A 25,901-nucleotide genomic window follows, 5' to 3' on the forward strand; every position below is an offset into this window, starting at 1 on the left:
GGCAGGGCTGCGTACGCGGGCGGCGGGCGAGCGGCGGCCGGCGGTCAGCGGCAGTCAGCGGTGGGCAGCCGACGGCGGCCGGCGCGGCGGTGAGGTCGTACGGGTCAGGAGTGGCGCAGCGCCGGCAGCACGACCAGGTCGACGAACCGGGCGAGATACGCGGAATCGGCGAACGCCCCGTCGATCAGCGGACGTATGACGACAGCGCCGAACAGCAACTGCGGCAGGAACTCGGCCGCGCCCGGCTGCCCTTGCAGCTCCCCGCGCGCCACGGCGCGGTCGAGCAGCCCGGACAGGTGCGTCAGCTCGTAGTCCGCGAGCGAGGTGTGCAGCGTGGCGGCCAGGTCACCGTCGATGAGCGCGGCGTGGTGTATCGCGGCGATCAGCGCGGTGTCCTGCTCCGCGGTGGTGGACAACTCCTCGACGAGACTGATCAGATCGCCGCGGAGGGAGCCGGTGTCGACGGCACCGGGGTCCACGGGCCGGTTCGCGATCATCGCGGCCACGACCATCTCCGCCTTGCTGTGCCACTGCCGGTACAGCGTCGCCTTGCTGCATCGCGCGCGGGTCGCGACGAGGTCCATCGACAGCGCCTCGTACCCCGACTCGCGCAGCACGCCCAGCACGGCGTCGAGCAGCTCGCGCTCGCGCTCGGGGGTCATGCGGGGGCGGCGGATCCGGGTGCCGGAGCTCTGACCGGGGAGCTGGCTGACGGATCTGCCGGGCATGGCGGGCGGTCCTTTACGTACGGAACGGTTTCGTACCATCCACGCTAGCGGGCCGGTCGGGAGAAACGCAACCGTTTCACCCGGCGAGTTCGAGCAGGAACCTCCACCCTGCCAATCCCCCTTTTATACATACTCTTTTGAGCGATTGCCGCACTCGACGCAGATGCCTAGCGTCGAAGTATGACGATCTCCTCACCGGCCGCCGCGGAGGCCGGGTGCCGAGCATGACCGAGGCACCCGCCGAAGCACTCCGCGCCCTCCCCTCCCTCGGCCCCACCGGCCTCGGCACCGCCGCCGCGCACCCCCTCTCCGGGTACGTGCCGAAAGCCGCCCCGCCGCCGGGGTCGCAGCCCTCCGCCCGTACGCAGCCCAGCCCGAAGACCAGCCCGAAGACCAGCACTGAGACCAGTACTGAGCCCGGCCGAGAGCCCAGCGCGGAACCCGGCTCGGAGCCCGCACCCGGTGCCGGGTCCGCCGCCGTGCCCCCGCCCGACGGCGGCACCGGGCGCGGCGGCCTGCGGATCCCGCCGCTGTACTGCCCCGACGCCCTCCGCGACGACCCCGCGCTCGCCGAGGAGGTCAATAGGCGCCTGGTCGAATGGGCCGAGGAGATCGGCATCTTCACCGGCCGCATCGAGCGCCTGCGCTCCCACCAGTTCGGCCGCCTGTTCATGCTGGCCCACCCCGACTGCGACGACTCCGACCGGCTGCTGGCCGCCGCCAAGTGCGGCCTGTCCGAGTGGTCCGTGGACGACCACTGGGTGGACGAGGGGGAGGACGCGGACCCCAGCCTGCTCGGCGAGCGGATGGCGCTGGCGCACGCCGTCATCGACCCCGTGCGCCTCCCCGCGCGCTACATGCCCCAGTTCGAGGAGACCGTCCAGCGCGAGCCGGTGCTGCGCGCGTTCCGCTCCGCCCTCGCGCACCTCTCGCGGTACGCGGGCCCCACCCAGGTCGCCCGGCTGCGGCACGAGCTGGCCGTCATGTTCGTCGGATACGGCCAGGAGGCCGAGTGGCGCGCCTCGGGGCGGACCCCCGCGGTGTGGGAGTACCTGCTGCACCGCTACGAGAACGCGTTCTTCCCCTGCATGGTCCTCGTGGACCCCGTCAGCGGGTACGAACTGCCGCCCGACGAGTTCGCCGACGCCCGGGTCCGCCGCACGTACCTCTACGCCGGCACCGCCAGCGTCCTCCTCAACGACCTGTACTCGATGGGAAAGGAAGACCCCACGGACACCAACCTTCCCAACCTGATCGCCGCCGAGGAAGGCTGCACCCTCCAGGAGGCCGTGGACCGGACGGCCCTGATCCACGACGAGCTGATGCACACCTACGAGGCGGAGGCCGCGGCCCTGACCGCCGCCGGCTCCCCGCAGCTCGGCCGTTTCCTGGCCGGGGTGTGGGCCTGGATGGGCGGCTGCAAGGAGTGGCACGCCACGAGCGCGCGCTACCAGACCGCCTGACCCGGCTGATCCGCCTGACCCGGCTGATCCGCCTGACCTGGCTGAACCGCCTGACCCGCTGAGCCGCTGCCCCGTCGTGGCCCGCCAGTCCCCCTGACGAGCCCACGCGTCCCGCGCGGCCCGCATCAGCACGTCCCCGACCACACCTCAGCAGCCTCTGCACGCTTCAGCACGCCCCAGAAGGAGAACGACCATGGCGGCAGCCGCCGACACGCACGTCCTCACCAGCCCGTACCAGCACTCCATCGCCGACTACTGGAACCGGGAGAAGAACCCGGTCAACCTCAAGCTCGGCGACGTCAGCGGGACGTACCACCACCACTACGGCATCGGCGAGGCCGACCAGTCCGTGCTGGCGGGCCCCGAGGAGACCCGGGAAGCGCGGATCATCGCGGAGATGCACCGCCTGGAGACCGCGCAGGCCACCCTCCTGCTGGACCACCTCGGCGCACCCGACCCCGGCGCCCGGCTGCTGGACGCCGGCTCCGGCCGCGGCGGCACGAGCTTCATGGCGTACGAACGGTTCGGCTGCCGGGTCGACGGGATCTCCATCTCGCAGTCCCAGGTCGCCTTCGCCAACGACCAGGTGCAGCGCCGCGGCCTGGGGAGCGCGGTGCGGTTCCACCTGAAGAACATGCTCGACACGGGCTTCGAGACGGGCGCGTTCCGCGGGATCTGGAACAACGAGAGCACGATGTACGTGGAGTTGTCGCAGCTCTTCGAGGAGCACGCGCGGCTGCTCGCCCGCGGCGGCCGGTACGTGACCATCACCGGCTGCTACAACGACGCGTACGGGCTGCCGTCCCGCGCGGTCAGCCAGATTAACGCGCACTACATCTGCAACGTCCACCCGCGCTCGACGTACTTCAAGGAGCTGGTGGCGCACCGGCTGGTGCCCGCGGCGGTCATCGACCTGACCGAGGCGACGATCCCGTACTGGGAGCTGCGGGCCGAGTCCTCGGTGGCCACGGGGATCGAGGAGGTGTTCCTCACGGCGTACCGCAGCGGGAGCTTCCAGTACCTGCTGATCGCCGCGGACCGGGTCTGACGGTTTCCAGCCGGGTCTGACCGGATCGCCCGGTGGGCGCCCGCGCCGGCGGGATCCACCGGGACGGCCCGGCGCCGGTGACCGCGTCCGCACCGGCGCCGCGGTCCGGGTCCCGGAGCCCGGGGGCTCCGGGGCCCGGCGGGGCAGGAGCCGGGCCGGCGGTCCGGCGGCGGGTGAAGCCGGCGGCGGTAGAGCCGGCGGCGGTAAAGGAAGCGGCGGGCAAAGAGGCCGCGGTGAAGGAGGTCGGCCGCTCACGGGGTGCGTGAGAGGCTGGCCTACGTGCGCATAGGGGTGCTGGGTCCGCTGGAGGTGGCCGCCGGCGGAGTGCCGGTGGAGGTCGCCGGCGGCCGGCTGCGCGCGCTGCTCGTACGGCTCGCGCTCGACCCCGGCCGGTACGTCGCCACCGCCCTGCTCGCCGAAGCCCTGTGGGGCGACGCCGCCCCCGCCGACCCCGGCAACGCGCTCCAGTCCCTCGTCTCCCGGCTGCGCCGGGCGCTCGGCCGGGCCGACACCCTCGCGTACGGGCCCGCCGGCTACCGGCTCGCGCTGCCGCCAGAGGCGGTGGACGCCGTGCGTTTCGAGCGGCAGGCGCGGGCCGGGCGCGAGGCGCTGGCGGCGGGCGACGCCGCCGCCGCGCGGCGGCTGCTGGAAGAGGCGCTGGCGCTGTGGCGGGGGCCGGCGCTCGCGGACGTGGCGGACGCGCCGTTCGCGGCGGCGCCCGCGTACCGCCTGGAGGAGTTGCGGCTGGCAGCCACCGAGGACCGCATCGAGGCCGGTCTCGCCGCGGGCGGTCCCGGGGCCGGCCGCCCCGGTGCCGCGGTCACCGAGCTGGAGGCGCTGACGACGGCGCACCCGCTGCGCGAGCGCCCGCGCGCGCTGCTGATCCGCACGCTGTGCGCGGCGGGACGGCAGCCGGAGGCGCTGGGGGCGTACGAGCAGTACCGCGCGCTGCTGGCGGAGGAGCTGGGTGCGGACCCGTCGGAGCACCTGCGCGAGCTGCATGTGGCGGTGCTGCGGGGCGAGGTGCCGGGGTGGGGTGGCGGCGGCGGTACGGAGGGTCCGTACGGTACGGCGCCGGGCGGCAGAGGCGGTGCGGCAGGTGCTGCGTCAAGCGGTGCGTACCGTACGCGCCCGGGCGGCACCGGCGGTCCGTACCGTACGGAGCCGGGCGGCGGCGCCGGAACACCCGCCCCCGACGAGCCCGCTCCCCCGGTCCGTACCAACCTGCGCGCCGCCCTCACCAGCTTCGTCGGCCGCGACGACGAGCTGCGCCGGGTGCGTGCGCTGCTCGGCGGCTCGCGGCTCGTCACCCTCACGGGACCCGGCGGCGCCGGCAAGACCCGGCTGGCCACCACCGCAGCCGCCGCGCTGCTCGACGACTCCCCCGGCGGCGTGTGGCTGGTCGAACTCGCCCCCGTGACCGGCGGCGACGACGTCCCCCTCGCCGTGCTCGGCGCCCTCGGCCAACGCGAGAGCGCCGTACTCGACAACCGCCACCTGCCCCCGCGCGACGTGCTGACCCGGCTCACCGACACCCTCGCCGCCGCGCCCACCACGCTCGTACTCGACAACTGCGAGCACGTCGTCTCCGCCGCCGCCCACCTCGCCGACCATCTTCTGCGCCGCTGCCCGGAGCTGCGTGTGCTCGCCACCAGCCGCGAGCCGCTGGGCATCGACGGCGAGGCCCTGTGCCCCGTTCCGCCCCTGGGCCTGCCCGCGCCGGGCGCACCGGCCGTCTCGGACGCGCCGGCCGCCTCGCCCGACCCGGCCCCCGCCGTGCGGCTCTTCGCCGACCGTGCCCGCGCCGCCCGCCCCGACTTCGCCGTCGGCCCCGCCAGCGCCGCCGCCGTCGCCGAGATCTGCCGCCGCCTCGACGGCCTGCCGCTGGCCATCGAACTGGCCGCGGCCCGGCTGCGTTCGATGCCGGTCGAGCAGGTCGCCGCCCGCCTGGACGACAGGTTCCGGCTGCTGACCACCGGCAGCCGCACCGCGCTGCCCCGGCACCGTACGCTCCAGGCCGTCGTCGCCTGGAGCTGGGAGCTGCTGGACGAGGAGGAACGGCGGCTCGCGGAATGGCTGTCGGTGTTTCCCGGCGGTGTGACGCCAGAGTCCGTGGCGGGGTTGTGCGGTATGGAGGTCGTCACCGCGCTCGACCTGCTCGCCGCGCTCGCCGACAAGTCCCTGCTGCAGATGCAGAGCGCGGAAGCACCTCAGGGCGCGGAAGCCGGGCCGAGCGCCGGTCCGCGCTACCGCATGCTGGAGACCATCCGCGAGTTCGGCCGCGACCGCCTCGCCGAGGCCGGCGACCTGGACCGCGTACGGGCCGCGCACGCCGCGCACTTCCTCCGGCTCGCCGAGACCGCGGAACCGCACGTCCGCGGCAGCGGCCAACTCGGCTGGATAGCCCTGCTCGACGCCGAGCACGACAACCTCCTCGCGGCCCTGCGGCACGCCATCGACGCCGAGGACGCCGAAAGCGCCATCCGCCTGGTCGCCGCCCTCGGTATCTACTGGACCATCCTCGGCCACCACACCGAGGCCGCCGACTGGCTGGGCCTCGCGCTCGCCGTCCCCGGCGATGCTCCCCTCGAACCGCGCGCCGTCGCCCTCGGCTTCTACCTGATCAACTGCGCCACCGCCGGCGACTCCCACCCCAGTGCGGGGGCCATCGAGGAGCTGACCGCGCTGGTGGCGCGCATCGACCCGGAGCACGGGCATCCGATGCTGGCGGCGCTGGAGCCGGGCATCGCGGTCTTCACGGACGACGACGAGCGCGGGCTCGCGGCGATCGACGAGCGGCTGGGGCACCCGGACCCGTGGGCGCGGGCGCTGCTGCGGATGATCCGGGCGGCGTTCCGGGAGAACCAGGGGTACGCCGCGGGGCTGGAGGAGGACCTGGAGCTGGCGGCGGCGGAGTTCCGCGAGGCCGGCGACCGGTGGGGGCTGGCGATGGCGCTGCACCAACTCGGCGAGTACCGGGCGCTGCTGGGGGACGCGGAGCGGGCGCGCGCGGGGTTCGACGAGGCGCTGCGGCTGATGCGCGAGGTGCACGCCGAGGACGACGTGGGGCAGTTGCGCATCCGCCTCGCCCGGCTTGAGGCGGCGCAGGGGCGTACGGAGGCGGCGCGCGCGGAGTTGCACCGCGTGCTGCGTACGGCGGCGCGCGACGGGCGCTCGCACGTTGCGGCCCTGTGCCGCAACGTCCTGGGCGACCTGGCGCGCTGGGCGGGGGAGCCGGACGAGGCGGGGCGGTGGTACGAGGAGGCGCTGGCGACGCTGCGGCGGGGCACGATGGCGGTGCCGCAGATCGAGGCGATCGTACGGACCGGGCGGGCGCTGCTGGCGTGCGTACGGGCCGACTTGGCGGGCGCGCGTACGGAGCTGGCGGCGGGGCTCGGCACCGCGGCCGGGGTGAAGGACATGCCGGTGGTCGCGGTGGTCGGGGTCGGCGTGGCGACACTGGCGGCGGAGCACGCGGCGGAGCACGCGGCGGAGCACGCGGCGGAGCAGACAGCGGAGCACGCAGCGGCAGTGGAGCACGCGGCGGCGGAGCCGGGGGCACGGGGGCCCGTACGTGCACTGTTCGCCCGCGCCGCCGAACTGCTCGGCGCGGCCGACGCCGTCCGCGGCGTCGGAGACGTCGCGCTGCCGGACGCCGCGGAACTGGCCGTCCGGCTGCGCCGCGCACTCGGCGCGGACTTCGAGCCGGCCAGGGCCCGCGGCGCCGTGCTCAAGCAGGACGACGCCATCGAACTGCTCCGCGCGTACGTGGCCGAAGCCCCGGCCTCCGCCGAAGCCCCTGCCCCGCCCCCTGCCGGAACCCCGGACCCCGCCGGCGGCCCCGCCCCCGGCTCCCCCTACGCACGCCGCAGGTAGGCCCGTACCGCCAGCGGGAAGAACACCGCGAGCACTCCCGCACTCCACAGCACCGTCTCCAGCGCCGGCCCCGCGACCGCGCCCCCGACCATCAGCCCGCGCGAGGTCTCCATCACCGCCGTCACCGGGTTGGCGTCGACCCATGCCTGCAGCCAGCCGGGCAGGGTGTCAGTGGGCACCAGTACGTTGGTCCCGAAGGTCAGCGGGAACATCGCCAGGAAGCCGATGCCCTGCACCGCCCCCGGCTCCCGCGCCAGCATCCCGATCAGCACGAACACCCACGTCAGGCAGAACGCGAAGAGCATCACCAGCAGACAGGCCGCCAGCGCCGACAGCGGATCCGTCTCGACCCGGAAGCCCACCGCGTACCCGAAGCCGAGTTGCACCACTATCAGGATGACGAACCGGATCAGGTCCCCGAGCACCGAGCCGATCAGCGGTGCGGAGCGGGCGGTGGGCATGCTCCGGAAGCGGTCGAAGATGCCCTTCTTGATGTCGTCGTTGAGGTTGATGCCGGTCTGGACGGAGGCGAAGACCGTGCTCATCACCATGAGCGCGGGCAGCAGGGTCTGCAGGTACTCCTGCGTCGAGCCGGCGACCGCGCCGCCGAGCAGGTAGAGGAACATGACGATGAAGAGGACCGGCTGCAGCGTCACGTCGATCAACTGCTCGGGCGTGCGCGCGGTCTTGGTCAGGCTGCGGCCGGCGAGCGCGCCGCTGTGGCGTACGAGCGCGAAGGAGCGCGCGGCGCCCTGGCGGCGGGTCGGCACGGCGGTGCGGCCGGGGGAGGTGAGCGTGGTCATCGGACGGCCTCCTCGGGCTTGTCGGTACGGGCTTCGCCGACCGGCTCGGTGACGGATCCGGCCGGGTCGGCTGCGCCGTGGCCGGTGAGGGTGAAGAACACGTCGTCCAGGTCGGGCAGGCGCAGCGCCAGCTCGGCCACCGCGATCCCGGCCTCGTCGAGGCGGCGTACGGCCGCGGTGAGCATCCCGTCGTCCTCGACGGGGACGCTCAGCGTGCCGCGCGTCGGCGACTCCGGCTGCGTGCCCGCCACCTCCCCGAGGATCCCGGCGGACTCCAGCAGCCGCGCCGGGTCCAGCGGGCGCAGCTCGAGGTGGCGGCCTCCGACGCGCTGCTTCAGCCCGGCGGGGGTGCCGTGGGCGATGACCCGGCCGTGGTCGATGACGGAGATCTCGTCGGCGAGCGCGTCGGCCTCGTCCAGGTACTGGGTGGTGAGCAGCACGGTCACGCCGTCGGCGACGAGCGAGCGGACGATGCCCCAGACGTCCTCGCGGCGCACCGGGTCCAGGCCGGTCGTCGGCTCGTCGAGGTAGATGACGTCGGGCCGGCCGACGAGGGAGGCGGCGAGGTCGAGACGGCGGCGCATGCCGCCGGAGTACGTCTTCACGGGGCGGCCGGCGGCCTCGGCCAGCTCGAAGTGCGCGAGCAGCTCGCGGGCGCGCGCCCGGGCGGCGGCGGTGCGCAGGTCGAGGAGCCGGCCGATGAGCACGAGGTTCTCGGTGCCGGTCAGGTCCTCGTCCACGGAGGCGTACTGGCCGGTGAGTCCGATGAGCCGGCGCACCTCGCCGGCGTCGCGTACGACGTCGAGGCCGCCGACGGTGGCCGTGCCCTCGTCGGGGCGGAGGAGGGTGGCGAGGATGCGTACCGCCGTGGTCTTGCCGGCGCCGTTCGGGCCGAGGACGCCGAGGACGGTGCCCGGCCGGGCAGCGAGGTCGATACCGGCCAGCGCGGTCGTCGCGCCGAACCGTTTGACCAGGCCCTCGGCCTTGAATGCGTAGGTCATACGGGTGTCTCCTTCTCGGTCTGCGGGAAGGAGCGTGCCGAGGGCCGCTGGCACGGTGCGCACAGGACGCTGACACGGTGGCGATATGTCCGGGTTATCGGGTTGCGGGAGGTGCGTTCGCTGAGAGCGGAATAGGGCCGTACGGGTCAACCCACGCGCCCCGCGCGAGGGCGGCTCGACCGGCTCATTGAGCGCCCGCCCGGGCCTCCACGCGCAACCGCGCGCCCCCGCGCAACCCCCCGAGCGCCCGCTGCTGAACACCGGAAAAGTGCCGCCAATCGGATCCCTGGCGTACGGTTCACGCTGCGGTACGTCAAACTTGTGACTGATCGCACTGTTTTACTGTCCGGCATCATGTAATTCGACGGGCCGACCGAGCAGCGGCCCGCGGTCGCCCGGGCACCCCGACAAGGAGAGAACTCGTGGACGACGTTCTGCGGCGCGCGCCCCTCTTCGCCGCGCTCGACGACGAGCAGGCAGCGGAGCTGCGTGCCTCCATGACCGAGGCGACGCTCTCGCGCGGGGACGCGCTCTTCCACGAAGGCGAGCCCGGCGACCGGCTCTACGTCGTCACCGAGGGCAAGGTCAAGCTCCACCGCACCTCCCCCGACGGCCGCGAGAACATGCTGGCCGTACTCGGCCCCGGCGAGCTGATCGGCGAGCTGTCCCTGTTCGACCCGGGTCCGCGCACGGCCACCGCGACGGCGCTGACCGAGGTCAAGCTGCTGGGCCTCGGCCACGGCGACCTCCAGCCCTGGCTGAACGCCCGCCCCGAGGTCGCCTCCGCGCTGCTGCGGGCGGTCGCCCGCCGGCTGCGGCGCACGAACGACCAGATGTCCGACCTGGTCTTCTCCGACGTCCCGGGCCGCGTCGCCCGCGCCCTGCTGGACCTCTCGCGGCGCTTCGGCGTGCCGGGCGACGAGGGCATCCACGTCGTGCACGACCTGACGCAGGAAGAGCTGGCCCAGCTCGTCGGCGCCTCCCGGGAGACGGTGAACAAGGCACTTGCGGACTTCGCCAGCCGCGGCTGGCTGCGCCTGGAGGCGCGGGCCGTGATCCTGCTGGACGTGGAGCGCCTGGCCAAGCGCTCGCGCTGACGCCGGGCCGCCGCGGCGCCGCCGGCCCCCGGCAGGCGTCGGCGAAACCCGGCGGACATCGCGGAGCCCCGGCACCGCGGACCCTCGGCGCGGCGGACCCTCGGCGCGGCGGATTGAGCCGACGCCACGGATCGGGCCGATGGCTGGTGCTGCGGCCGGACGCTGCCGCCACGAGCCGGGCCCGGCGCCGCCGGACGCGCGGTCCCGCGGCCTTCAGCCGGTCAGCCGCAGTCGGTACGGGCCACGGCTACGTGATCAGGCCGTGCTCTTCCAGATACTCGAGCTGGGCCCGCACTGACTGCTCCGCCGCGGGCCACAGCGAACGGTCCACGTCCGCGTACACGTGCGCCACCACGTCCGCCGGCGTGCGGTACCCGTTCTCGACCGCCGTCTCGATCTGGGCCAGCCGCGTCGCGCGGTGGGCCAGGTAGTACTCCACGGCGCCCTGCGCGTCCTCCAGCACCGGACCGTGGCCCGGCAGCACCGTCGCGACGCCGTCGTCCACGGTCAGGGACCGCAGCCGGCGCAGCGAGTCCAGGTAGTCCCCCAGCCGGCCGTCCGGGTGGGCGACCATCGTCGTGCCGCGGCCGAGGACCGTGTCACCGGTGAGCACGGCGCCGTCGGCCGGCAGGTGGAAGCAGAGCGAGTCCGACGTGTGCCCCGGCGTGGGTACGACCCGCAGCTCCAGCCCGCCGACGGATATCACGTCCCCCGCGGCCAGCCCCTCGCCGCCGAGGCGCAGCGCCGGGTCCAGGGCCCGCACCTTGGTCCGGGTCAGCTCCGCGAAGCGGGCCGCGCCCTCGGCGTGGTCCGCGTGCCCGTGGGTGAGCAACGTGAGCGCCACCCGCAGGCCCGCCCGTTCCGCCGTCTCCACGACCGCCGCCAGATGGCCTTCGTCCAGCGGCCCGGGGTCGATCACCACGGCGCGGGCGGAGTCCGGCTCGGCGACGATCCACGTGTTCGTACCGTCGAGCGTCATGGGCGAGGCGTTGGGCGCCAGCACGCACGTCGCACGCGCGGTGGCCGGTCCGCCGAGCACCCCGCCGCGCGGCTGCCCCGGCAGCGCCGCCGCGTCCGTCACAGGACCACCTCCGCCGTCCCGGCGCCGCCCGGCGTCCCCGGCACCGCCCCACCGCGTCCCACCGCTGCCGCGGCACGCGCCGCACGCGCCGCACCCACCGGCCCCGTGTCCGCCGCCGGCACCGGCCTCCCCGTCTCTGCCGGCGTCCCCCCCGGCGCCTCTCCCGGGGTCTCCCCCGGCATCGTCACCCTCATGACGGCAGCCTCCGCGTGAACTCCTCGTGCCCGGGGGCGGTCAGCACGACCTCGTCCCCTTCCATCCTGGCCTTCACCAGCACCGCCGACAGATCCCGCGCCCCGGCCGCGCCCAGCGCCTCGGCCGCCGATCCGTACGCCTGCAGCCCGCGCAGCATCGAGATGGTCGGCGGCAGCATCGCCAGCTCACCCCGGTCGTACCCCGCGGCGGCCTCGGCGGGCCTGACCCACTCCGCGCGGTCGGCCTCCGTCGAGGCGTTCCGCGTGCGCTGGCCCTCAGGGAGCGCGGCGACGAAGAACCACGTGTCGTACCGCCGGGCCTCGAACTCCGGGGTTATCCAGCGCCCCCAGGCACCGAGCAGATCGGTCCGTACGACCAGGCCGCGGCGCGCCAGGAAGTCGGCGAAGCCCAGCTCGCGGGCGACCAGCGCCGCGCGGTCCGCCTCCCAGTCCGCCCCCGTGGTGTCCGCCACGACCTCCGCCGCCGAGGGCCCGGCCAGCAGCACCCCGGCCTCCTCGAACGTCTCACGCACCGCCGCGCAGACCACCGCCTGCGCCACCGGCTCCGCCACCCCCAGCCGCGCCGCCCACTGCGCCGGAGACGGCCCGGCCCAGGCCGCCGGGTCCAGCGGGCGCTCGTCGCGCGGATCGACGCCGCCGCCCGGATAGGCGTACGCACCGGCGGCGAAGGACATGGAGGACTTCCTCCGCAGCATGAACACCCAGGGGCCGTCGGGCGCCGTGCCGCGCAGCAGCAGCACCGTCGCGGCGCGGCGCGGCGTGACGGGCGTCAGCTCGCCGCGGGCCAGCGCGCGGATGCGCTCGGCGGGCGGAAGCCACCGGGCAGTCGCGTCGGTCGCTGCGCTCGCCGGGCTCGCGGCGCGCGCTGCATCCGCTGCATCTGCCGCGTTGACCGCGTTGGCCGCGTTCGCTGCGTTCATTTCGGACATGACCGGGAGCCTACGGGCTGCCGACGCCATGTTCGAGTGGGCAACCCGCAGCCTGTGGACAACCCGCGGCATGTGGATAACCCGGCCACACCGACACCCGCGCCCGGCACAGGACGACCCGGCCAGGCACGGCCAGGCCCGGCCCCGCCCAGGACGCCGCCCGCCGCCCCCGCCCCGTACAAACCCCGGGACCTCAGCCGCCCCCGCCTACTCGCCCAGCTCCACCTGGAACTCGATCTCCACCGGCGCGTCCAGCGGCAGCACCGCCACCCCCACCGCACTGCGCGCGTGCACGCCCGCCTCGCCCAGCACCTCGCCGAGCAGCTCGCTCGCCCCGTTGACCACACCCGGCTGCGCCGTGAAGTCCGGCGCCGAGGCGACGAAGCCGACGACCTTCACCACCCGTACGATCCGGTCGAGGTCCCCGGCGACCGACTTGACCGCCGCCAGCCCGTTCAGCGCACACCGCGCCGCCAGCTCTTTGGCCTCCTCCGGCGTGACCTCCGCCCCGACCTTCCCGGTCAGCGGCAGCGTGCCGTCCGTCATCGGGAGCTGCCCGGCGGTGAACACGTACGGCCCGCTGCGCACCGCGGGCACGTACGACGCCAGCGGCGGCACGACCTCCGGCAGGCTGAGCCCCAGCTCCGCGAGCTTCCCCTCGACCCGCCCCGCCATCAGCTCTTTTCCCGCTTCAGGTAGGCCACGAGCTGCTCGGGGTTCGGCCCCGGCACGACCTGGACCAGCTCCCAGCCGTCCTCGCCCCACTGGTCCAGGATCTGCTTGGTGGCGTGTACGAGCAGCGGCACGGTCGCGTATTCCCACTTCGTCATGGGCCAGACTCTAGCCCGGCGCGAACAGCCGCGAACGGCCCCCGCCCGGGTCCGCGGGGCGGGAGGCGGTCTGCTGAGTCGCACGCCGAGGAATTAGGCTCGCGGGCATGAGCGGGCTCCAGAGGCTGCACGTGGTGACCGGCAAGGGCGGGACCGGCAAGACGACCGTCGCCGCGGCGCTGGCGCTGGCTCTGGCCGCCGACGGCAGACGCACCCTGCTCGTCGAGGTGGAGGGGCGGCAGGGCATCGCCCAGCTCTTCGAGACCGAGCCGCTGCCGTACGAGGAGCGGCGCATCGCCTCGGCACCGGCCGGCGGCGACGTGTACGCGCTCGCCATCGACGCCGAGCAGGCCCTGCTGGACTACCTGCAGATGTTCTACCGGATGGGCAGCGCGGGACGCGCCCTGCGCCGGCTCGGCGCCATCGACTTCGTCACCACCATCGCCCCCGGCCTGCGCGACGTCCTGCTCACCGGCAAGGCGTGCGAGGCGGCCCGCCGCCAGGACAAGCACGGGCGGCACGTGTACGACGCGGTCGTCATGGACGCCCCGCCGACCGGCCGCATCACGCGCTTCCTGGGCGTCAACGCCGAGGTCGCCGGGCTGGCCAAGGCCGGGCCCATCCACAACCACGCCCGGTCCGTGATGCGGGTGCTGACCTCGGCCCGTACCGCCGTGCACCTGGTCACCCTCCTTGAGGACATGCCCGTGCAGGAGACCGTCGACGGCGTCGCCGAACTCCGCGCGGCCGGGCTGCAGACCGGCGCCGCGGTGGTCAACATGGTGCGCCCCGCCCTCATGGACGAGGCGGAGGTGGAACGGGCCGCGGCCGGCCCCGCCGCCCTCGCCGCCGCGCTGTCCGCCGCCGGGCTGGGCGGCGCGAGCCGGGGCGCGCGGGCGGAGCGGCTGGTCGCGCCGCTGCTGCGGCAGGCGCACGAGCACACCGAGCGGCTGGCCCTGGAACGTACGCAGCGGGCGGCGCTGGCGCGGCTGGAGCTGCCGCAGTACGAGCTGCCGCTGCTCACCGAGGGAATAGACCTGGCCGGCCTCTACCGGCTGTCCGGCGAGCTGGGAAAGCAGTGGCCCCTATGAGCCTCGACACCGCGCCCCGGCTGGACGCCGACGCGCTCCTCGACGACCCGCAGACCCGCATCGTCGTCTGCTGCGGCGCCGGCGGCGTCGGCAAGACGACGACGGCCGCCGCCCTCGGCGTACGGGCCGCGGAGCGCGGGCGCCGCGTCGTCGTGCTCACCATCGACCCGGCGAAGCGTCTTGCGCAGTCCATGGGCATCGACGCCCTGGACAACAGCCCGCGCCGGATCGAGGGCATCGAGGGGCCCGGCGAGCTGTACGCCATGATGCTCGACATGAAGCGCACCTTCGACGAGATCGTCGAGGCGCACGCGGACGCCGACCGGGCCCGCGCCATCCTGGAGAACCCCTTCTACCAGTCGCTGTCGGCCGGCTTCGCCGGCACCCAGGAGTACATGGCGATGGAGAAGCTGGGCCAACTGCGCGCCCAGGACTCCTGGGACCTGATCGTCGTGGACACCCCGCCGAGCCGTTCCGCGCTGGACTTCCTGGACGCGCCGAAGCGGCTGGGCTCCTTCCTCGACGGGCGCTTCATCAGACTGCTGACCGCGCCCGCGAAGGCCGGCGGCCGGGCGGGGATGAAGTTCCTCAACGTCGGGATGTCGATGATGACGGGCACGCTCGGCAAGCTGCTGGGGTCCTCCCTGCTGCGCGACGTGCAGACGTTCGTCGCGGCGATGGACACGCTCTTCGGCGGCTTCCGCACGCGCGCGGAAGCGACATACCGGCTGCTCCAGGCGCCGGGCACGGCCTTCCTGGTGGTGGCGACGCCGGAGCGGGACGCGCTCCGGGAGGCCGCGTATTTTGTCGAACGCCTCGAAGCGGACCGGATGCCGCTGGCGGGACTGGTGCTCAACAGGGTGCACGAGAGCGACGCCGCGCAACTGAGCGCGGAGCGGGCGCTGGCGGCGGCGGAGGCGCTGGACGAGCGGGGCGTGGACGACGCGGGCACCGGCGCGCGGAGCGCGGGGGCGGCGGGCACGAGCGCGGGGACCAAGGGCGGTGCGGGCACCGGGAGTCCGGGCGCGGAAGGCGCGGAGGGTGCCGCGGCGCTGCTGCGGCTGCATGCGGAGCGGATGCAGGTGCTGGCGCACGAGCGCCGTACCCGGGACCGCTTCGCGGCCCTGCACCCGGAGGTTCCGGTCACGCAGGTCACCGCGCTGCCGGGGGACGTGCACGACCTCGCGGGGCTACGGGACGTGGCCGAGCGGCTGACGGCGCAGGAGCCGCCGGGCGCGTAGACCAGAGCGCGCGTGGGGGGACGTAGCCGGGGCGTACGACGTGCAGCGGCGCCCGGTATGCAGCGCCGGGCTCAGGACTGACTCGCGGCGGGGCTCACAGCGGGGCCCGCGGCGCACTCGCCACGGGCGCACAGCAGGCTCACGGCGGGGCTCAGGGCCCCCGAGCCCGGGGTCAGCCCGCGGCGACCGGCAGTTCCTCCGCGGCGCGCAGGGCGTCCTCGTGCAGGGCGCCTTCGTGCAGCGGTGTGCCCGCGCTCTCGTACTCCTCGCGCGCCGTCTCCAGCAGTCTGCGCCACGAGGTGATCGTCGGCCGGCGGCGCAGCAGCGCCCGCCGCTCGCGCTCGGTCATGCCACCCCAAACGCCGAACTCGACGCGGTTGTCGAGCGCGTCCGCGAGGCACTCGGTGCGCACCGGACATCCGGTACAGACCGCCTTGGCTCTGTTCTGTGCCGCGCCTTGCACGAACAGTTCGTCCGGATCGGCAGTGCGGCAGGCTGCCTGTGCGCTCCAGTCGGTAACCCAGCCCATGCTGGTGCCGTCCTCTCCCGAATTGAGGCTCCCCCACGGCGGCAAAGGGCATATGCACCGTTGCCAGTTGAGGACGTTACGGAAGGAGTGCGGCTACGCAACACCCCCGTCAGGCCCAAAGTTGAATGGCCCGAACGGACTATGCGTACGCGGCAGATCACCCACTGGAGTGACCCCTCCCAGCCAAGGACGATCCGGCCAAAGCGGGCAAATTACCGGCCCGCTCCCGGGTCCCGGGTGTCACTTGCCGTCAATTCGGTCAAGCCTCATCACCCACAGGAGTGAATCAAGGAATGGAGAAGACCGTGGCCGGTGGTGGTGGCTGAAAACAGAGTAGGCGAACAGACGGGCGGCTGTCCGGGGAATCAGAAGTTAGGGTGGGCTCCATGGCCTACAAGCGCCCGGGCGGCGGACTCACCGCCACGCAGCAAGCCGCGAAGTTCCTCGGCGTCAGCGTCCTCGCGGGCTCCGTGCTCGCGGGCCTCGCGCTGCCCGCCGCCGGCCTGCTGGGCCTGACGGCCAAGGGAACGGTCGCAGAGTTCGACGACATCCCCGCCGACCTCAAGCGCCCGCCGCTCAGCCAGAAGACCACCATCCTCGACAGCAAGGGCGGCCACCTGGCCACCGTCTACTCGCGCAACCGCACGGTCGTCGAGTTCGACGACATCGCGCCGGTGATGCGGCAGGCGATCGTCGCCATCGAGGACGAGCGGTTCTACGAGCACGGGGCCGTCGACCTGCAGGGCATCCTGCGCGCGCTCAGCAGCAACGCGCAGTCCGGCACGGTCTCCGAAGGCGCCTCCACCCTCACCCAGCAGTATGTGAAGAACGTCTTCGTCGAAGAGGCGGGCAACGACGCCGACAAGGTCGCGGAGGCCACCCGGCAGACGCTCGGGCGCAAGATCCAGGAGCTGAAGTACGCGATCCAGGTCGAGAAGGAGCTGACCAAGGACGAGATCCTGGAGAACTACCTGAACATCGCCTTCTTCGGCCAGCAGGCGTACGGCATCGAGGCCGCCGCCGAGCGCTACTTCAGCAAGCCCGCCGACAAGCTGACCCTCGCCGAGTCCGCGATGCTCGCCGGCATCGTGCAGTCCCCGACCCGGTACGACCCGGTCAACGACCCGGAAGAGGCCCAGAAGCGCCGTAACACCGTGCTGCGGCGCATGGCCGGCAATGACTACGTCAGCCGGGCCGAAGCCGACAAGGCCATGAAGGAACCGCTGGGGCTCAAGGTCAGCCAGCCGCGCAGCGGGTGCGTCACCGCCGTCAGCGGCGCCGGATCCTTCTGCGACTACGTACGCGAAGTGCTGCTCAAGGACAAGGGCTTCGGCAAGACGCCGCAGCAGCGCCTCAACCGCTGGAACCGCGGCGGCCTGACCATCCGCACCACGCTGGACCCGGTGGCGCAGAAGTCGGCCACCGAATCGATCAAGAGCCACGTCTACCAGGACGACAAGGTCGCCACCGCGGTGACCATGGTGGAGCCCGGCACCGGCAAGATCCGCGCGATGGGGCAGTCCAGGCCGTACGGCTCCGGCAAGAACGAGCTGATGATCAACCTGTCCGTGGAGAAGGCCATGAACGGGTCGAACTACGGCTTCCAGGTCGGCTCCACCTTCAAGCCGTTCACGGCGGCAGCCGCCCTGGAAAAGGGCGTGCCGAACACGAAGGTGTACCCGTCGCCGAACGAGATGCCGTACCCGAGCCCGGTGGAGACCTGCGAGGACGGCAAGAACTGGGTCAACACCGAGGGCTCCGAGGTCGAGAACGAGACGGAGGAGGAGGTCGGCCCGTACAGCATGCGCGAGGCCACCGCGAAGTCCATCAACACCTACTTCGTCGACCTCATCTCGGACATCGGCATCTGCCCGGTCAAGGAGCTGGCGCAGAGCATGGGCGTCCACCGGGGCGACGGCAAGGAACTGGAGGAGTCCCCCTCGCTGACCCTCGGCGGCCAGACCATCGCGCCGCTGGCGATGGCCAACGCGTACGCGACGTTCGCCAACCGAGGCGTGTACTGCAGCCCGATCGCCATCGAGTCGATCAAGGACGCCAGGGGCAAGAAGCTCCCGGTGCCGAAGTCGCAGTGCAAGCGCGCCATGTCGGAGAAGACGGCCGGCACGATGAACACCCTGCTGTCGGGCGTCGTCGAGGACGGCACCGGCCAGGAGGCGGGGCTGCCCGGGCGGGACAATGCGGGCAAGACCGGTACGACGGACGAGCGGAAGGCCGCCTGGTTCGTCGGCTACACCTCGGACCTCGCAGGCGCGGTCTGGGTCGGCGGGCCGACGGACGACGTCTCCATGGAGAACATCCAGATCGGCCCCACGTACCACGCCCGCGTCTTCGGTGGCGCGGTCCCGGGCCCGATCTGGCGCGACGCCATGGACGGCGCCCTGGCGGGCAAGACGTCGCCGCCGCTGTACAAGGTGCCGGTGGCGGCGGACCGCCCGGACAAGGGCAAGCGCGACGACGACGAAGAGGACGACGACAAGCCGGACGACCCGCTGGGCGGCCTCCTCGGGGGCAGCACCGGAAACGGCGGCGGGAACGGCGGCGGTCCGGGCGGCGGAGGCACCGGCGGCGGGACGCTCGACGGGGGCACGCTGGACGGCGGCTCGCTCGACGGCGGCTGGTCGGACGGCGGGACCTGGCCGGACGGCAGGTAGGGGGTCCCGCCGGCAACCGCCCGCCTCCCCCCTCCGCCTCAGCACCCCGAGACAGAGGAAACAGTCACCCCTGCCCGAGGGCGCGCTTGACGGCGGCGGCCACGCGCCCGCCCTCGGCCCGCCCGGCGACCTTGGGGTTCACGATCTTCATCACGGCACCCATGGCCCGCGGCCCCTCGGCCCCGCCCGCCTTCGCCTCGGCGACGGCCTCGGCGACCAGCGCGCTCAGCTCCTCGTCGCCGAGCTGCTTCGGCAGGTAGTCCGCGAGCACCTCGCCCTCGGCGCGCTCCCGCTCGGCGGACTCCGTACGGCCGCCCTGCGCGAACGCCTCCGCGGCCTCGCGCCGCTTCTTGGCCTCGCGGGTGATCACCTTCAGCACCTCGTCGTCGGAGAGCACGCGCGCCTCCTTGCCCGCGACCTCCTCCTTGGTGATCGCGGTGAGCGTCATACGAAGGGTGGCGGCGCGCAGCTCGTCGCGGCCCTTGATGGCCGCAGTGAGGTCGTCCTGCAGCTTCGACTTGAGCGTGGTCATGGTCGGAGTCTCCCATGCCGCGCCGGCAACCGGCCCCCGCCGCGAGAACCGGCCCCGGGCCACCCGTACCCCGTACCTCTGCGACGATAGGGGGATGCGCGCGCGATACGGAGTGCCCCTGGGCCTGGCCGCTCTCTCGGCCGGCGGCGTCGCCTACGCCGCAGCGATCGAACCCCGCGCGTTCCGGCTCCGCCGGGTCACCGTCCCCGTACTGCCGGAGGGCATGCACCCGCTGCGCGTCCTGCAGATCTCGGACATCCACATGGTCTCGGGACAGCAGGCGAAGCGGCGCTGGCTGCAGTCCCTGGCGGGCCTGCGGCCGGACCTGGTGGTGAACACGGGCGACAACCTGTCGGACCCCGACGCGGTGCCGGAGCTGCTGGACGCGCTGGGCCCGCTGATGGAGTTCCCGGGGACGTATGTCTTCGGCTCGAACGACTACTACGCACCGTCGTTCCGGAACCCCGGCCGCTACCTGGTCGAGAAGGCCCGCGGCATACACGGCCTCAACGGCCGCCACCGCCTCCGCCACAACGTCCCCCGCAACCCCTGGGAGGGCATGCGCGACGCCTTCGACGCGGCGGGCTGGGTGGGCCTGGACAACAGCCGCGGCCGGCTGAAGCTGGACAGCGGCGCGGTCCTGGGCCTGACGGGCCTGGACGACCCGCACATCAAACACGACCGCTACACCGCGGTCGCCGGCGGCCCCGCCCCGGACGCGGACTTCTCCCTCGCCCTGGTCCACGCCCCGTACCTGCGCGTCCTCGACGCCTTCACGGCCGACGGCTACCCGCTGATCCTCGCCGGCCACACCCACGGCGGCCAGCTCTGCATCCCCTTCTACGGCGCCCTGGTGACCAACTGCGACCTCGACACCGACCGCGTCAAGGGCCTCTCCACCCACACCGCCGGCTCCCACCGCGCGACCCTCCACGTCTCCGCCGGCTGCGGCGCCAACCGCTACACCCCCTTCCGCTTCGCCTGCCCCCCGGAAGCCACCCTCCTCACTCTGACCCCCACCCCGGGAAACGAATTTCACCCGACCCGGCAGGGTGGGCTACAGTAGTCCTCGCAGTCACGGGGTGTGGCGCAGCTTGGCAGCGCGCTTCGTTCGGGACGAAGAGGTCGTGGGTTCAAATCCCGCCACCCCGACAGCAAAGCACCAGGTCAGGGGCTTGATCCGTTTGATGGATCGGGCCCCTGAGTGGTTCCTGGAGATCGCTTGGGAGAAATCTGGGAGAAGATCTTGGTCGGCTTCTCCGAGAAGCAGTCTCCAGTGCCGCAGGAACGGCGGCGCTCACGCGCCCCGGGACCTGTGCATTCGCGAATCCAGGGCTCGTAGCCGACCAGGAACACCGCGGCGGGCCGCCCCAACGGTCGTGAGGAACACCGCACATGGCAGGTCATCGCTCAGCGCCTCCACACGACCACGCCCGTGCGCTCGCCCGGCGGGTACGGGCGTTGCGGGAGGACCGCGGGTGGTCGCGTGAGCGACTGGCCAAGGAAGCGGGCATCGCCGTCGGGACGCTGGGCCGTCTGGAGAGCGAGGGGGCGATCCAGCCAGGTTTCTTCACCGTCGGCGCGGTGGCCGAGGCTCTCGGGGTCTCCCTCGACGATCTCTTCCAGGCGGCCCAGGTCACGCCCGGTCTCTGGTCAGCCGGGTACGAAGGACGCGACATCGACTCGTTCGTCGCCGCGCTCGTCGACAGCCGTGTCAGCGTCGTGGCGGACGTACGGCTCACCCCGATCAGCCGAAAGAAGGGCTTCAGCAAGACGCGCCTCAAGGAGGCCCTAGCCGAGGCCGGCATCGAGTACACACACCTGCGTGGCCTGGGCAACCCGAAGGACAACCGGGAGCCCTTCTGGGACGGTCGCGTCGATGTGGGCCGGGCACGCTTCCGCAGCCTTCTGAGGTCCGACGAAGCCCAGGCCGACCTTGACCGCCTTGCGGAGCACGCCCAAACATCGCGGGTCGCGGTGCTGTGCTTCGAGAAGGACGAGAGCCGCTGCCACCGACAGGTCGTGCTGGAGGCGATCGGGAACCGAGTCTCGGTCCCCGTAAACCCCCTGGCCTGACTTCGCCCCGGCTCTCGCGGCGCCCTTGCCAGCGGTGCATGCCTCTCCTCCAATCGAATGGGGGAGACCGCTGGAGGGGGCACGCCATGGTGTCGTCGGCATCCGGAAAACGGCAGCGCGCGCGGATCATGATCACGGTCAAGACGTATCCCGAGCTGTCCAACAAGTACCGCGAGACCAGTTGCGTAGCCGGCATACGCCTGGACCAGGGCGAGCCGCACCATGTGCGGCTCTTCCCGGTGCCCTTCCGGCTGCTGAGCGAGGAAGCCCAGTTCTCCAAGTACTCGATCATCGATGTCGACGTTGAACCCCACCGCCCGGAGCGGGACTCCCGCCCGGAGAGTCTTCGCCCCGACCTCGACACGTTGGAGATCGTGGGTGAGGTGCCGTCCGACGGCGGCTGGAAGGAGCGGTACAAGTACATAGAGCCGCTGGTCGCTCCCTCCCTATGCGCCATCAAACGCGACCAGGAAGAGCGAGGAACGTCCCTCGGCGTCTTCCGCCCCGCCGAGATCATCCGCTTCCGACTGGAGCCAGCCGAACCCTGGTCCGCCTCCAAAGCCGCACTCGCCGACCAACTCGACCTGTTCGAGCAGGAGCTGAACCCGCTGGACTGGGTACCACTCGACCTCCGCTACAGCTTCCGCTGCACCGACGCCGACTGCCCGACCCACGACATGGCCCTGAAGGACTGGGAGGCCGGCCAGTCGTACCGCAAGTTCCTCCGCAAGTACGGCGAGCACCGGGTCCGTGATGCGCTACGCGAGACCTGGTACGACCGGATGTGCGCCCCCACCCGGGCCGTCCACTTCTTCGTCGGCAACATCGCCGCCCACCCCAAGACCTTCATGCTCCTAGCCGTCTTCTACCCCGAGCGGAAGGTCATCGAATACGTGCAAGACAGTCTGTTCGGCGAATGAGACGTGCCGGCCGGAGATTCAGCCGGACTTCCCTTGCTGCTGTGCGCCGTTCTCTTCCGGCGCTCCCGGTGCTGCGGTGGTGGCCGAGCACCGTCGGCCGTATGCATGTGATCTCGCCAATGGCGTCAGCGATCCCTCATCACAGCCCGTCCAGACCACGGTGACGAGCAGGGACCTGTCCGACGTGGGTTCGGCTCAGAGTTCGGTCCAGGTGAAGGCGACTTCGTCGCCCGCGTTGATGCGGAACTGGCAGCCGCCGACGGGGGTGGGGGTGCCGTTGACGCTGATGTTCCAGTAGGCGGTGGCGTCACCGGTGTGGCCGTCGATCGTGGTGACGAAGTAGTCCTCGAAGGATGGGTACCAGGTGCCGTCCCAGGTGAAGTTCTGCTGCTGGGCGGCGTCGTCGAGGGCGGCGGTGGGGGTGGCGCCGGGGGTGGGGTTGGCGGCGTTGTTGGTGCCGTCGCACTTGTGGGTGCCGCCGGAGGCGGTGGTGACGTCGTGGCCGGTGGTGCTGATGCTGCCGCTGAAGACGGTGCTGGCGGGGCCCTGGACGGTGAGGGTCACCGTGACGGGGGCATTGGCCCGGGGGGTGAGCGCGGTTGCGGTCGCCGCCGTGCCCAGGGTGAGGCCGAGGGCGGCGGTCAGGACTGCGGCGCGGCGGAGCAGGGTATGGCGCATGGCGGTTCCCTTTCGTCTACGGGTGCCTTGCTGCGGGGTGTACGGGTTGTCAGCGGCGCGGGCGCGCCAGGGCTACGGCCGCGGCGCCGACGGCGAGTGCGGCGGTCGCGGCCACCGCGAGGAGCAGGGCCGGGGAACCGGTGGCGGCCAGACCACCGTCCGGGGTGGGGGCGTTGCCGCCGCCGGTGGCGGCGGTGCCGGCGGAGTCCGGCGGCGGGCCCGCTGTACCGGAGGTGCCGCCGGAGCCGGAGGAGCCGCCTGCGGTGCCGCCCGGGGCGCCCGTCGTCGCGGTGCCGCCGGAGTCCGTGCCGGTGCCGCCGCCCGTGCCGCCGGAGCCCGTACCGGCCGAGCCCGAAGTTCCGCCCGCCGTGCCCGGGTCGCCGCTGCTGCCGCCGTCCGTCTCGCCCGGCGGGGTCGAGCAGTCGATCTCCTTCAGGCCCGGCGTCGCGTCCGTGCCGTCGACCTCCGCCAGCGACTTGCCCGACAGCGCCGGGACCGCCTGTGCCGTGGCGCGCAGTGCGGTGCCGTCGGCGACGGGTTCCGCGTAGCCGACGGCGCCACGGTCGGCGGCCGGGGCGTCGCAGCCGACTTGGCGCGACTCCAGCCACGCGACGCCCTTGGCGGCCGCCTCCGTACGGCCGCCGGCGCCGAGGGCCTGGACGTCGAGCGCGGTGGAGTTGGAGTTTCCGGGCGGGGTGCCGAAACCGTTGTCGCGGAAGCCGCCGTCGTCGAGTTGCTGCGCCTCCAGCCAGTCCAGCGCAGGCTTGGCGTCCGCGGCACGTCCCGCGCCGAGGAGGGCTTGGACGGCCAGGCCCGTGGAGTCGGTGTGGGGCTTGCAGCGCGCGGGGTCCGTACGGAACGTCAGCGGATAACCGCCGTCCGCGCACCGCGAGCCGGCCAGGAAGTCGACCGCCTGCTCGGGGAGGTCTCCGGTGCGGGCCAGGGCCAGGACGGCCAGGGACTGGGTGAACTGGTTCGACATGTCGCCGCTCGGGGAGGAGTCGGTGAAGCGTCCGTTCGGCTGCATCCGTCCGAGCAGCTTCCCCGTCAGGTCCATGCCGCCGAAGTCGCCGGGGTCGCGGCCCTGGACGGCGGCGACAAGGGCGAGTTTGGCGGCTCCGCCGGCGAAGACGGTGGCGGGACCGCCACGTTCGACGTACGAGGCGACGTCGTCCTCCAGCCAGTCGGTGGCCTTGGCTGCCGTCGTGCCTCCGGTGCCGGTCGCCGCCAGTGCCAGGACCACGTCGGCGGTCAGGCCGTGGTCGCCGGAAGCGTGGGTGCCGTCGGTGAGCTTCCCGGCCATCCAGGTGGCAGCGGCGTTCGCCGGCGAGGCGAGGACGGGGGTGTCGGCGGGAGCAGGGGTGTCCGCCGTTGCCGCGGCGGGTGCTGCCAGCAGCAGGGCCGAGGCCAGCGCAACCGCCGCCGTCCGTAGCGTCCCTCTCGCACGGTCACTCACGAGGTGCCTTCCTTCCCCGGTCGGCACCCGGGCCCACAGCACCGCCACCGATACGAAGACCCCTGGCGCGTCATCCCTAGGGATGCGGCAGGGGCCGGGAGTGCCGGGCGGCGACTCGGGGCTCCACGCTGCGGACCGTGACAGTGAGAAGCAGTGCACGCACGCGGTGGGCGGTCCGGCTTGCGGCAGCGGGACAAGTGCCTTGCTGCCGCTCACGGTTGCAGGTCAGCGCCGGTCTTTCACCGGCTTTCCCCAGTCGCGAACGCCTTCAGTTGTCGGTCCGCCGGACGGGCGGACCGCGCGTAGTCTACGAGCCCGGCGCCGACGCCGCCAGACCGCCCGCGTCCCCTCTACGCTCGTCCCATGCGCATCGTCTCGCTGCTGCCCGCCGCCACCGACATCGTGGCCGAACTCGGCCTGGCAGGTGTCCTGGCGGGACGAACCCACGAGTGCGACTGGCCGCCCGAGGCCGTCGCGGACGTGCCCGTCGTCACCGCCGCCGGCTTCGACGCCGACACGCTGAGCAGCCGCGAGATCTCCGCCGCGGTCGGCGGGGCCGCGCACCGGGGCTCGTCGCTGTACGCCCTGGACGCCGAGGCGCTGGCCGCCCTCGCCCCGGACGTGGTGCTGACCCAGGACCTGTGCGACGTGTGCGCCGTGTCGTACGAGGCCGTGTCGCGGACGGTGCGGACGCTGGGCGGCGAAGGGCCGCGGGTGCTCAGCCTTGAGCCGCGCACGCTGAACGACGTGCTGGACTGCCTGCTCCGGGTCGGCGACCTGCTGGGCGTACGGGACGTGGCCGAGCGCCGCTGCGCCGAACTGCGGGCCCGGCTCGGGGCGGTCGCACGCCTGACCGCCGGCCGTCCCCGGCCCCGGGTGGCGGCCGTCGAGTGGCTCGACCCGCTGTGGCCCGCCGGGCACTGGGTGCCCGAACAGCTCCACCACGCCGGCGGCGAGCCGCTGCTCGCGGCGCCGGGCGAGCACACCAAGCCGGTCGAGTGGGAGGCGCTACGGGCCGCCCGCCCGGACGTCGTCCTGCTGCTGCCCTGCGGCTTCCCGCCCGAGCGCACGCTCCGCGAGTGGCGGGCCGCGCTGACCGGCCTGCCCGGCTGGCACGAACTGCCCGCCGTGCGCACCGGTGAGGTCTGGGTGCTCGACGGTCCCGCGTACTTCAACCGCCCCGGTCCGCGCGTTGTGCGCGGGGCCGAGGTGCTGGCGCACGTCCTGCACGGGGTGACGGCCGGAGAGCCGGTCGAGGAGGGGGAGGCGCGGCGGGTGGGGCGCGTGTGACCCGCGTGGGGAACATGCCCGACCGCGCTTGTCCACAGCCTCTTTGAGCGCCATACCGCGCTGGATGCTCTTATGGATGTCAAGCGGCGGTGGTGAGCTGTTCGGCAGTGGTGGTGGTGGTGTTGGCCGGGGTGGTCAGGACTTGGTAGATCTCGCGGGCGATGTACCGCTTGAGGCAGCGGATGATCTCCTTCTTGGACAGGCCGTCCTTGGTGCGCCGCTGCGTGTACTCCTTGGTTCGCTGGTCCCAGCGCAGGCGGCAGAGCACGATGCGGTAGAGCGCGGAGTTGGCCTGCCGGTCGCCGCCGCGGTTGAGGCGGTGGCGGTGGGTGCGGCCTGAGGAGG

The 25,901-nt window shown here is 73.2% G+C and carries 23 protein-coding genes, 1 tRNA gene and 1 riboswitch; of the genes, 12 read left to right on the forward strand and 12 right to left on the reverse strand.

Annotated features, from left to right (window positions below; genetic code table 11):
- Positions 1-104 precede the first annotated feature (104 nt).
- Positions 105-728 carry a TetR/AcrR family transcriptional regulator gene (locus B124_RS30130; RefSeq protein WP_496506152.1) on the reverse strand — a complete coding sequence of 208 codons (624 nt, stop codon included), beginning with the start codon at positions 726-728 and terminating at the stop codon, positions 105-107.
- A 224-nt stretch (positions 729-952) separates the two neighbouring features.
- Between B124_RS30130 and B124_RS30135 the strand changes: the two genes are divergently transcribed.
- The 3 genes from B124_RS30135 to B124_RS30145 all read left to right on the forward strand — a co-directional run bounded on the left by B124_RS30135 (position 953) and on the right by B124_RS30145 (position 7,115).
- Entirely contained in the window at positions 953-2,191 is a 1,239-nt protein-coding gene (locus tag B124_RS30135; protein ID WP_496506153.1) for a family 2 encapsulin nanocompartment cargo protein terpene cyclase, read from the forward strand.
- Between the two features lie 193 nt (positions 2,192-2,384).
- On the forward strand, positions 2,385-3,239 hold the full coding sequence (locus B124_RS30140) for a geranyl diphosphate 2-C-methyltransferase (RefSeq protein ID WP_496506154.1): 855 nt from the start codon (positions 2,385-2,387) through the stop codon (positions 3,237-3,239).
- A gap of 258 nt (positions 3,240-3,497) precedes the next feature.
- On the forward strand, positions 3,498-7,115 hold the full coding sequence (locus B124_RS30145) for an AfsR/SARP family transcriptional regulator (protein WP_496506155.1): 3,618 nt from the start codon (positions 3,498-3,500) through the stop codon (positions 7,113-7,115).
- Here the strand turns inward: B124_RS30145 and B124_RS30150 are convergent.
- Together B124_RS30150 and B124_RS30155 are read right to left on the reverse strand one after the other, a co-directional pair.
- On the reverse strand, positions 7,097-7,918 hold the full coding sequence (locus tag B124_RS30150; RefSeq protein WP_496506156.1) for an ABC transporter permease: 822 nt from the start codon (positions 7,916-7,918) through the stop codon (positions 7,097-7,099). The two genes, B124_RS30145 and B124_RS30150, sit on opposite strands and share 19 nt — an antisense overlap.
- Positions 7,915-8,919: an ATP-binding cassette domain-containing protein gene (locus tag B124_RS30155; protein ID WP_496506157.1), complete on the reverse strand. Its 1,005-nt coding sequence runs from the start codon at positions 8,917-8,919 to the stop codon at positions 7,915-7,917. Before B124_RS30155 ends, B124_RS30150 begins: the two co-directional genes overlap by 4 nt.
- 422 nt (positions 8,920-9,341) lie before the next feature.
- On the opposite strand from B124_RS30155, the gene B124_RS30160 reads away from it, so the two are divergent.
- Entirely contained in the window at positions 9,342-10,016 is a 675-nt protein-coding gene (locus tag B124_RS30160; RefSeq protein WP_181788951.1) for a Crp/Fnr family transcriptional regulator, read from the forward strand.
- Positions 10,017-10,263: 247 nt separating this feature from the next.
- Here B124_RS30160 and B124_RS30165 read toward each other — a convergent pair whose 3' ends face one another.
- The 4 genes from B124_RS30165 to sp36 form a co-directional block, all read right to left on the reverse strand.
- Complete coding sequence (locus tag B124_RS30165) at positions 10,264-11,097, reverse strand: MBL fold metallo-hydrolase (protein WP_496506158.1); 834 nt, start codon at positions 11,095-11,097, stop codon at positions 10,264-10,266.
- A gap of 190 nt (positions 11,098-11,287) precedes the next feature.
- The gene (locus tag B124_RS30170; protein WP_496506159.1) at positions 11,288-12,241 is read right to left on the reverse strand and encodes an NUDIX hydrolase; all 954 of its coding nucleotides are present in this window, start codon (positions 12,239-12,241) and stop codon (positions 11,288-11,290) included.
- A 207-nt stretch (positions 12,242-12,448) separates the two neighbouring features.
- A complete protein-coding gene (locus tag B124_RS30175; protein WP_496506160.1) occupies positions 12,449-12,916 on the reverse strand; it encodes a RidA family protein in 468 nt (155 codons plus the stop codon).
- Positions 12,916-13,071: a Sp36 family protein gene (gene sp36, locus B124_RS30180; RefSeq protein WP_018835836.1), complete on the reverse strand. Its 156-nt coding sequence runs from the start codon at positions 13,069-13,071 to the stop codon at positions 12,916-12,918. Before sp36 ends, B124_RS30175 begins: the two co-directional genes overlap by 1 nt.
- A gap of 107 nt (positions 13,072-13,178) precedes the next feature.
- Here sp36 and bagA point away from each other — a divergent pair, with 107 nt between their 5' ends.
- Both bagA and bagB read left to right on the forward strand, forming a co-directional pair.
- The gene (gene bagA / locus B124_RS30185; RefSeq protein WP_496506161.1) at positions 13,179-14,162 is read left to right on the forward strand and encodes an ATPase BagA; all 984 of its coding nucleotides are present in this window, start codon (positions 13,179-13,181) and stop codon (positions 14,160-14,162) included.
- Positions 14,159-15,403, forward strand: a complete 1,245-nt coding sequence (gene bagB, locus B124_RS30190) for an ATPase BagB (RefSeq protein WP_496506162.1) — start codon at positions 14,159-14,161, stop codon at positions 15,401-15,403. The genes bagA and bagB overlap by 4 nt, the downstream gene beginning before the upstream one ends.
- A gap of 172 nt (positions 15,404-15,575) precedes the next feature.
- Here the strand turns inward: bagB and B124_RS30195 are convergent, their stop codons facing one another.
- Complete coding sequence (locus tag B124_RS30195) at positions 15,576-15,932, reverse strand: WhiB family transcriptional regulator (protein WP_496506163.1); 357 nt, start codon at positions 15,930-15,932, stop codon at positions 15,576-15,578.
- A 386-nt stretch (positions 15,933-16,318) separates the two neighbouring features.
- Here B124_RS30195 and B124_RS30200 point away from each other — a divergent pair, with 386 nt between their 5' ends.
- Positions 16,319-18,604, forward strand: a complete 2,286-nt coding sequence (locus B124_RS30200) for a transglycosylase domain-containing protein (RefSeq protein WP_496506164.1) — start codon at positions 16,319-16,321, stop codon at positions 18,602-18,604.
- Between the two features lie 64 nt (positions 18,605-18,668).
- On the opposite strand, the gene B124_RS30205 is transcribed toward B124_RS30200, so the two are convergent.
- The gene (locus B124_RS30205; RefSeq protein ID WP_496506165.1) at positions 18,669-19,136 is read right to left on the reverse strand and encodes a GatB/YqeY domain-containing protein; all 468 of its coding nucleotides are present in this window, start codon (positions 19,134-19,136) and stop codon (positions 18,669-18,671) included.
- A 94-nt stretch (positions 19,137-19,230) separates the two neighbouring features.
- On the opposite strand from B124_RS30205, the gene B124_RS30210 reads away from it, so the two are divergent.
- From B124_RS30210 to B124_RS30225, 4 genes are all read left to right on the forward strand, one after another.
- Positions 19,231-20,202 carry a metallophosphoesterase gene (locus B124_RS30210; protein ID WP_496506166.1) on the forward strand — a complete coding sequence of 324 codons (972 nt, stop codon included), beginning with the start codon at positions 19,231-19,233 and terminating at the stop codon, positions 20,200-20,202.
- Positions 20,203-20,214: 12 nt separating this feature from the next.
- A tRNA-Pro gene (locus B124_RS30215) sits at positions 20,215-20,288 on the forward strand.
- A gap of 243 nt (positions 20,289-20,531) precedes the next feature.
- Positions 20,532-21,212 carry a DUF488 family protein, N3 subclade gene (locus B124_RS30220; RefSeq protein WP_496506167.1) on the forward strand — a complete coding sequence of 227 codons (681 nt, stop codon included), beginning with the start codon at positions 20,532-20,534 and terminating at the stop codon, positions 21,210-21,212.
- A gap of 86 nt (positions 21,213-21,298) precedes the next feature.
- Positions 21,299-22,132, forward strand: a complete 834-nt coding sequence (locus B124_RS30225; RefSeq protein ID WP_496506168.1) for a DUF8757 domain-containing protein — start codon at positions 21,299-21,301, stop codon at positions 22,130-22,132.
- Between the two features lie 195 nt (positions 22,133-22,327).
- Here the strand turns inward: B124_RS30225 and B124_RS30230 are convergent, their stop codons facing one another.
- A complete protein-coding gene (locus B124_RS30230; RefSeq protein WP_496506169.1) occupies positions 22,328-22,810 on the reverse strand; it encodes a DUF4430 domain-containing protein in 483 nt (160 codons plus the stop codon).
- Between the two features lie 49 nt (positions 22,811-22,859).
- Entirely contained in the window at positions 22,860-24,266 is a 1,407-nt protein-coding gene (locus B124_RS30235; RefSeq protein ID WP_496506170.1) for a prenyltransferase/squalene oxidase repeat-containing protein, read from the reverse strand.
- A gap of 148 nt (positions 24,267-24,414) precedes the next feature.
- Positions 24,415-24,582, reverse strand: a riboswitch (cobalamin riboswitch).
- 47 nt (positions 24,583-24,629) lie between these two features.
- On the opposite strand from B124_RS30235, the gene B124_RS30240 reads away from it, so the two are divergent.
- On the forward strand, positions 24,630-25,556 hold the full coding sequence (locus tag B124_RS30240; RefSeq protein ID WP_496506171.1) for a cobalamin-binding protein: 927 nt from the start codon (positions 24,630-24,632) through the stop codon (positions 25,554-25,556).
- 79 nt (positions 25,557-25,635) lie between these two features.
- On the opposite strand, the gene B124_RS30245 is transcribed toward B124_RS30240, so the two are convergent.
- A partial coding sequence (locus B124_RS30245) for a transposase (RefSeq protein ID WP_496504463.1) occupies positions 25,636-25,901 on the reverse strand: 266 nt, incomplete at its 5' end.

It is taken from the genome of Streptomyces sp. CNP082 (genome assembly GCF_059570535.1).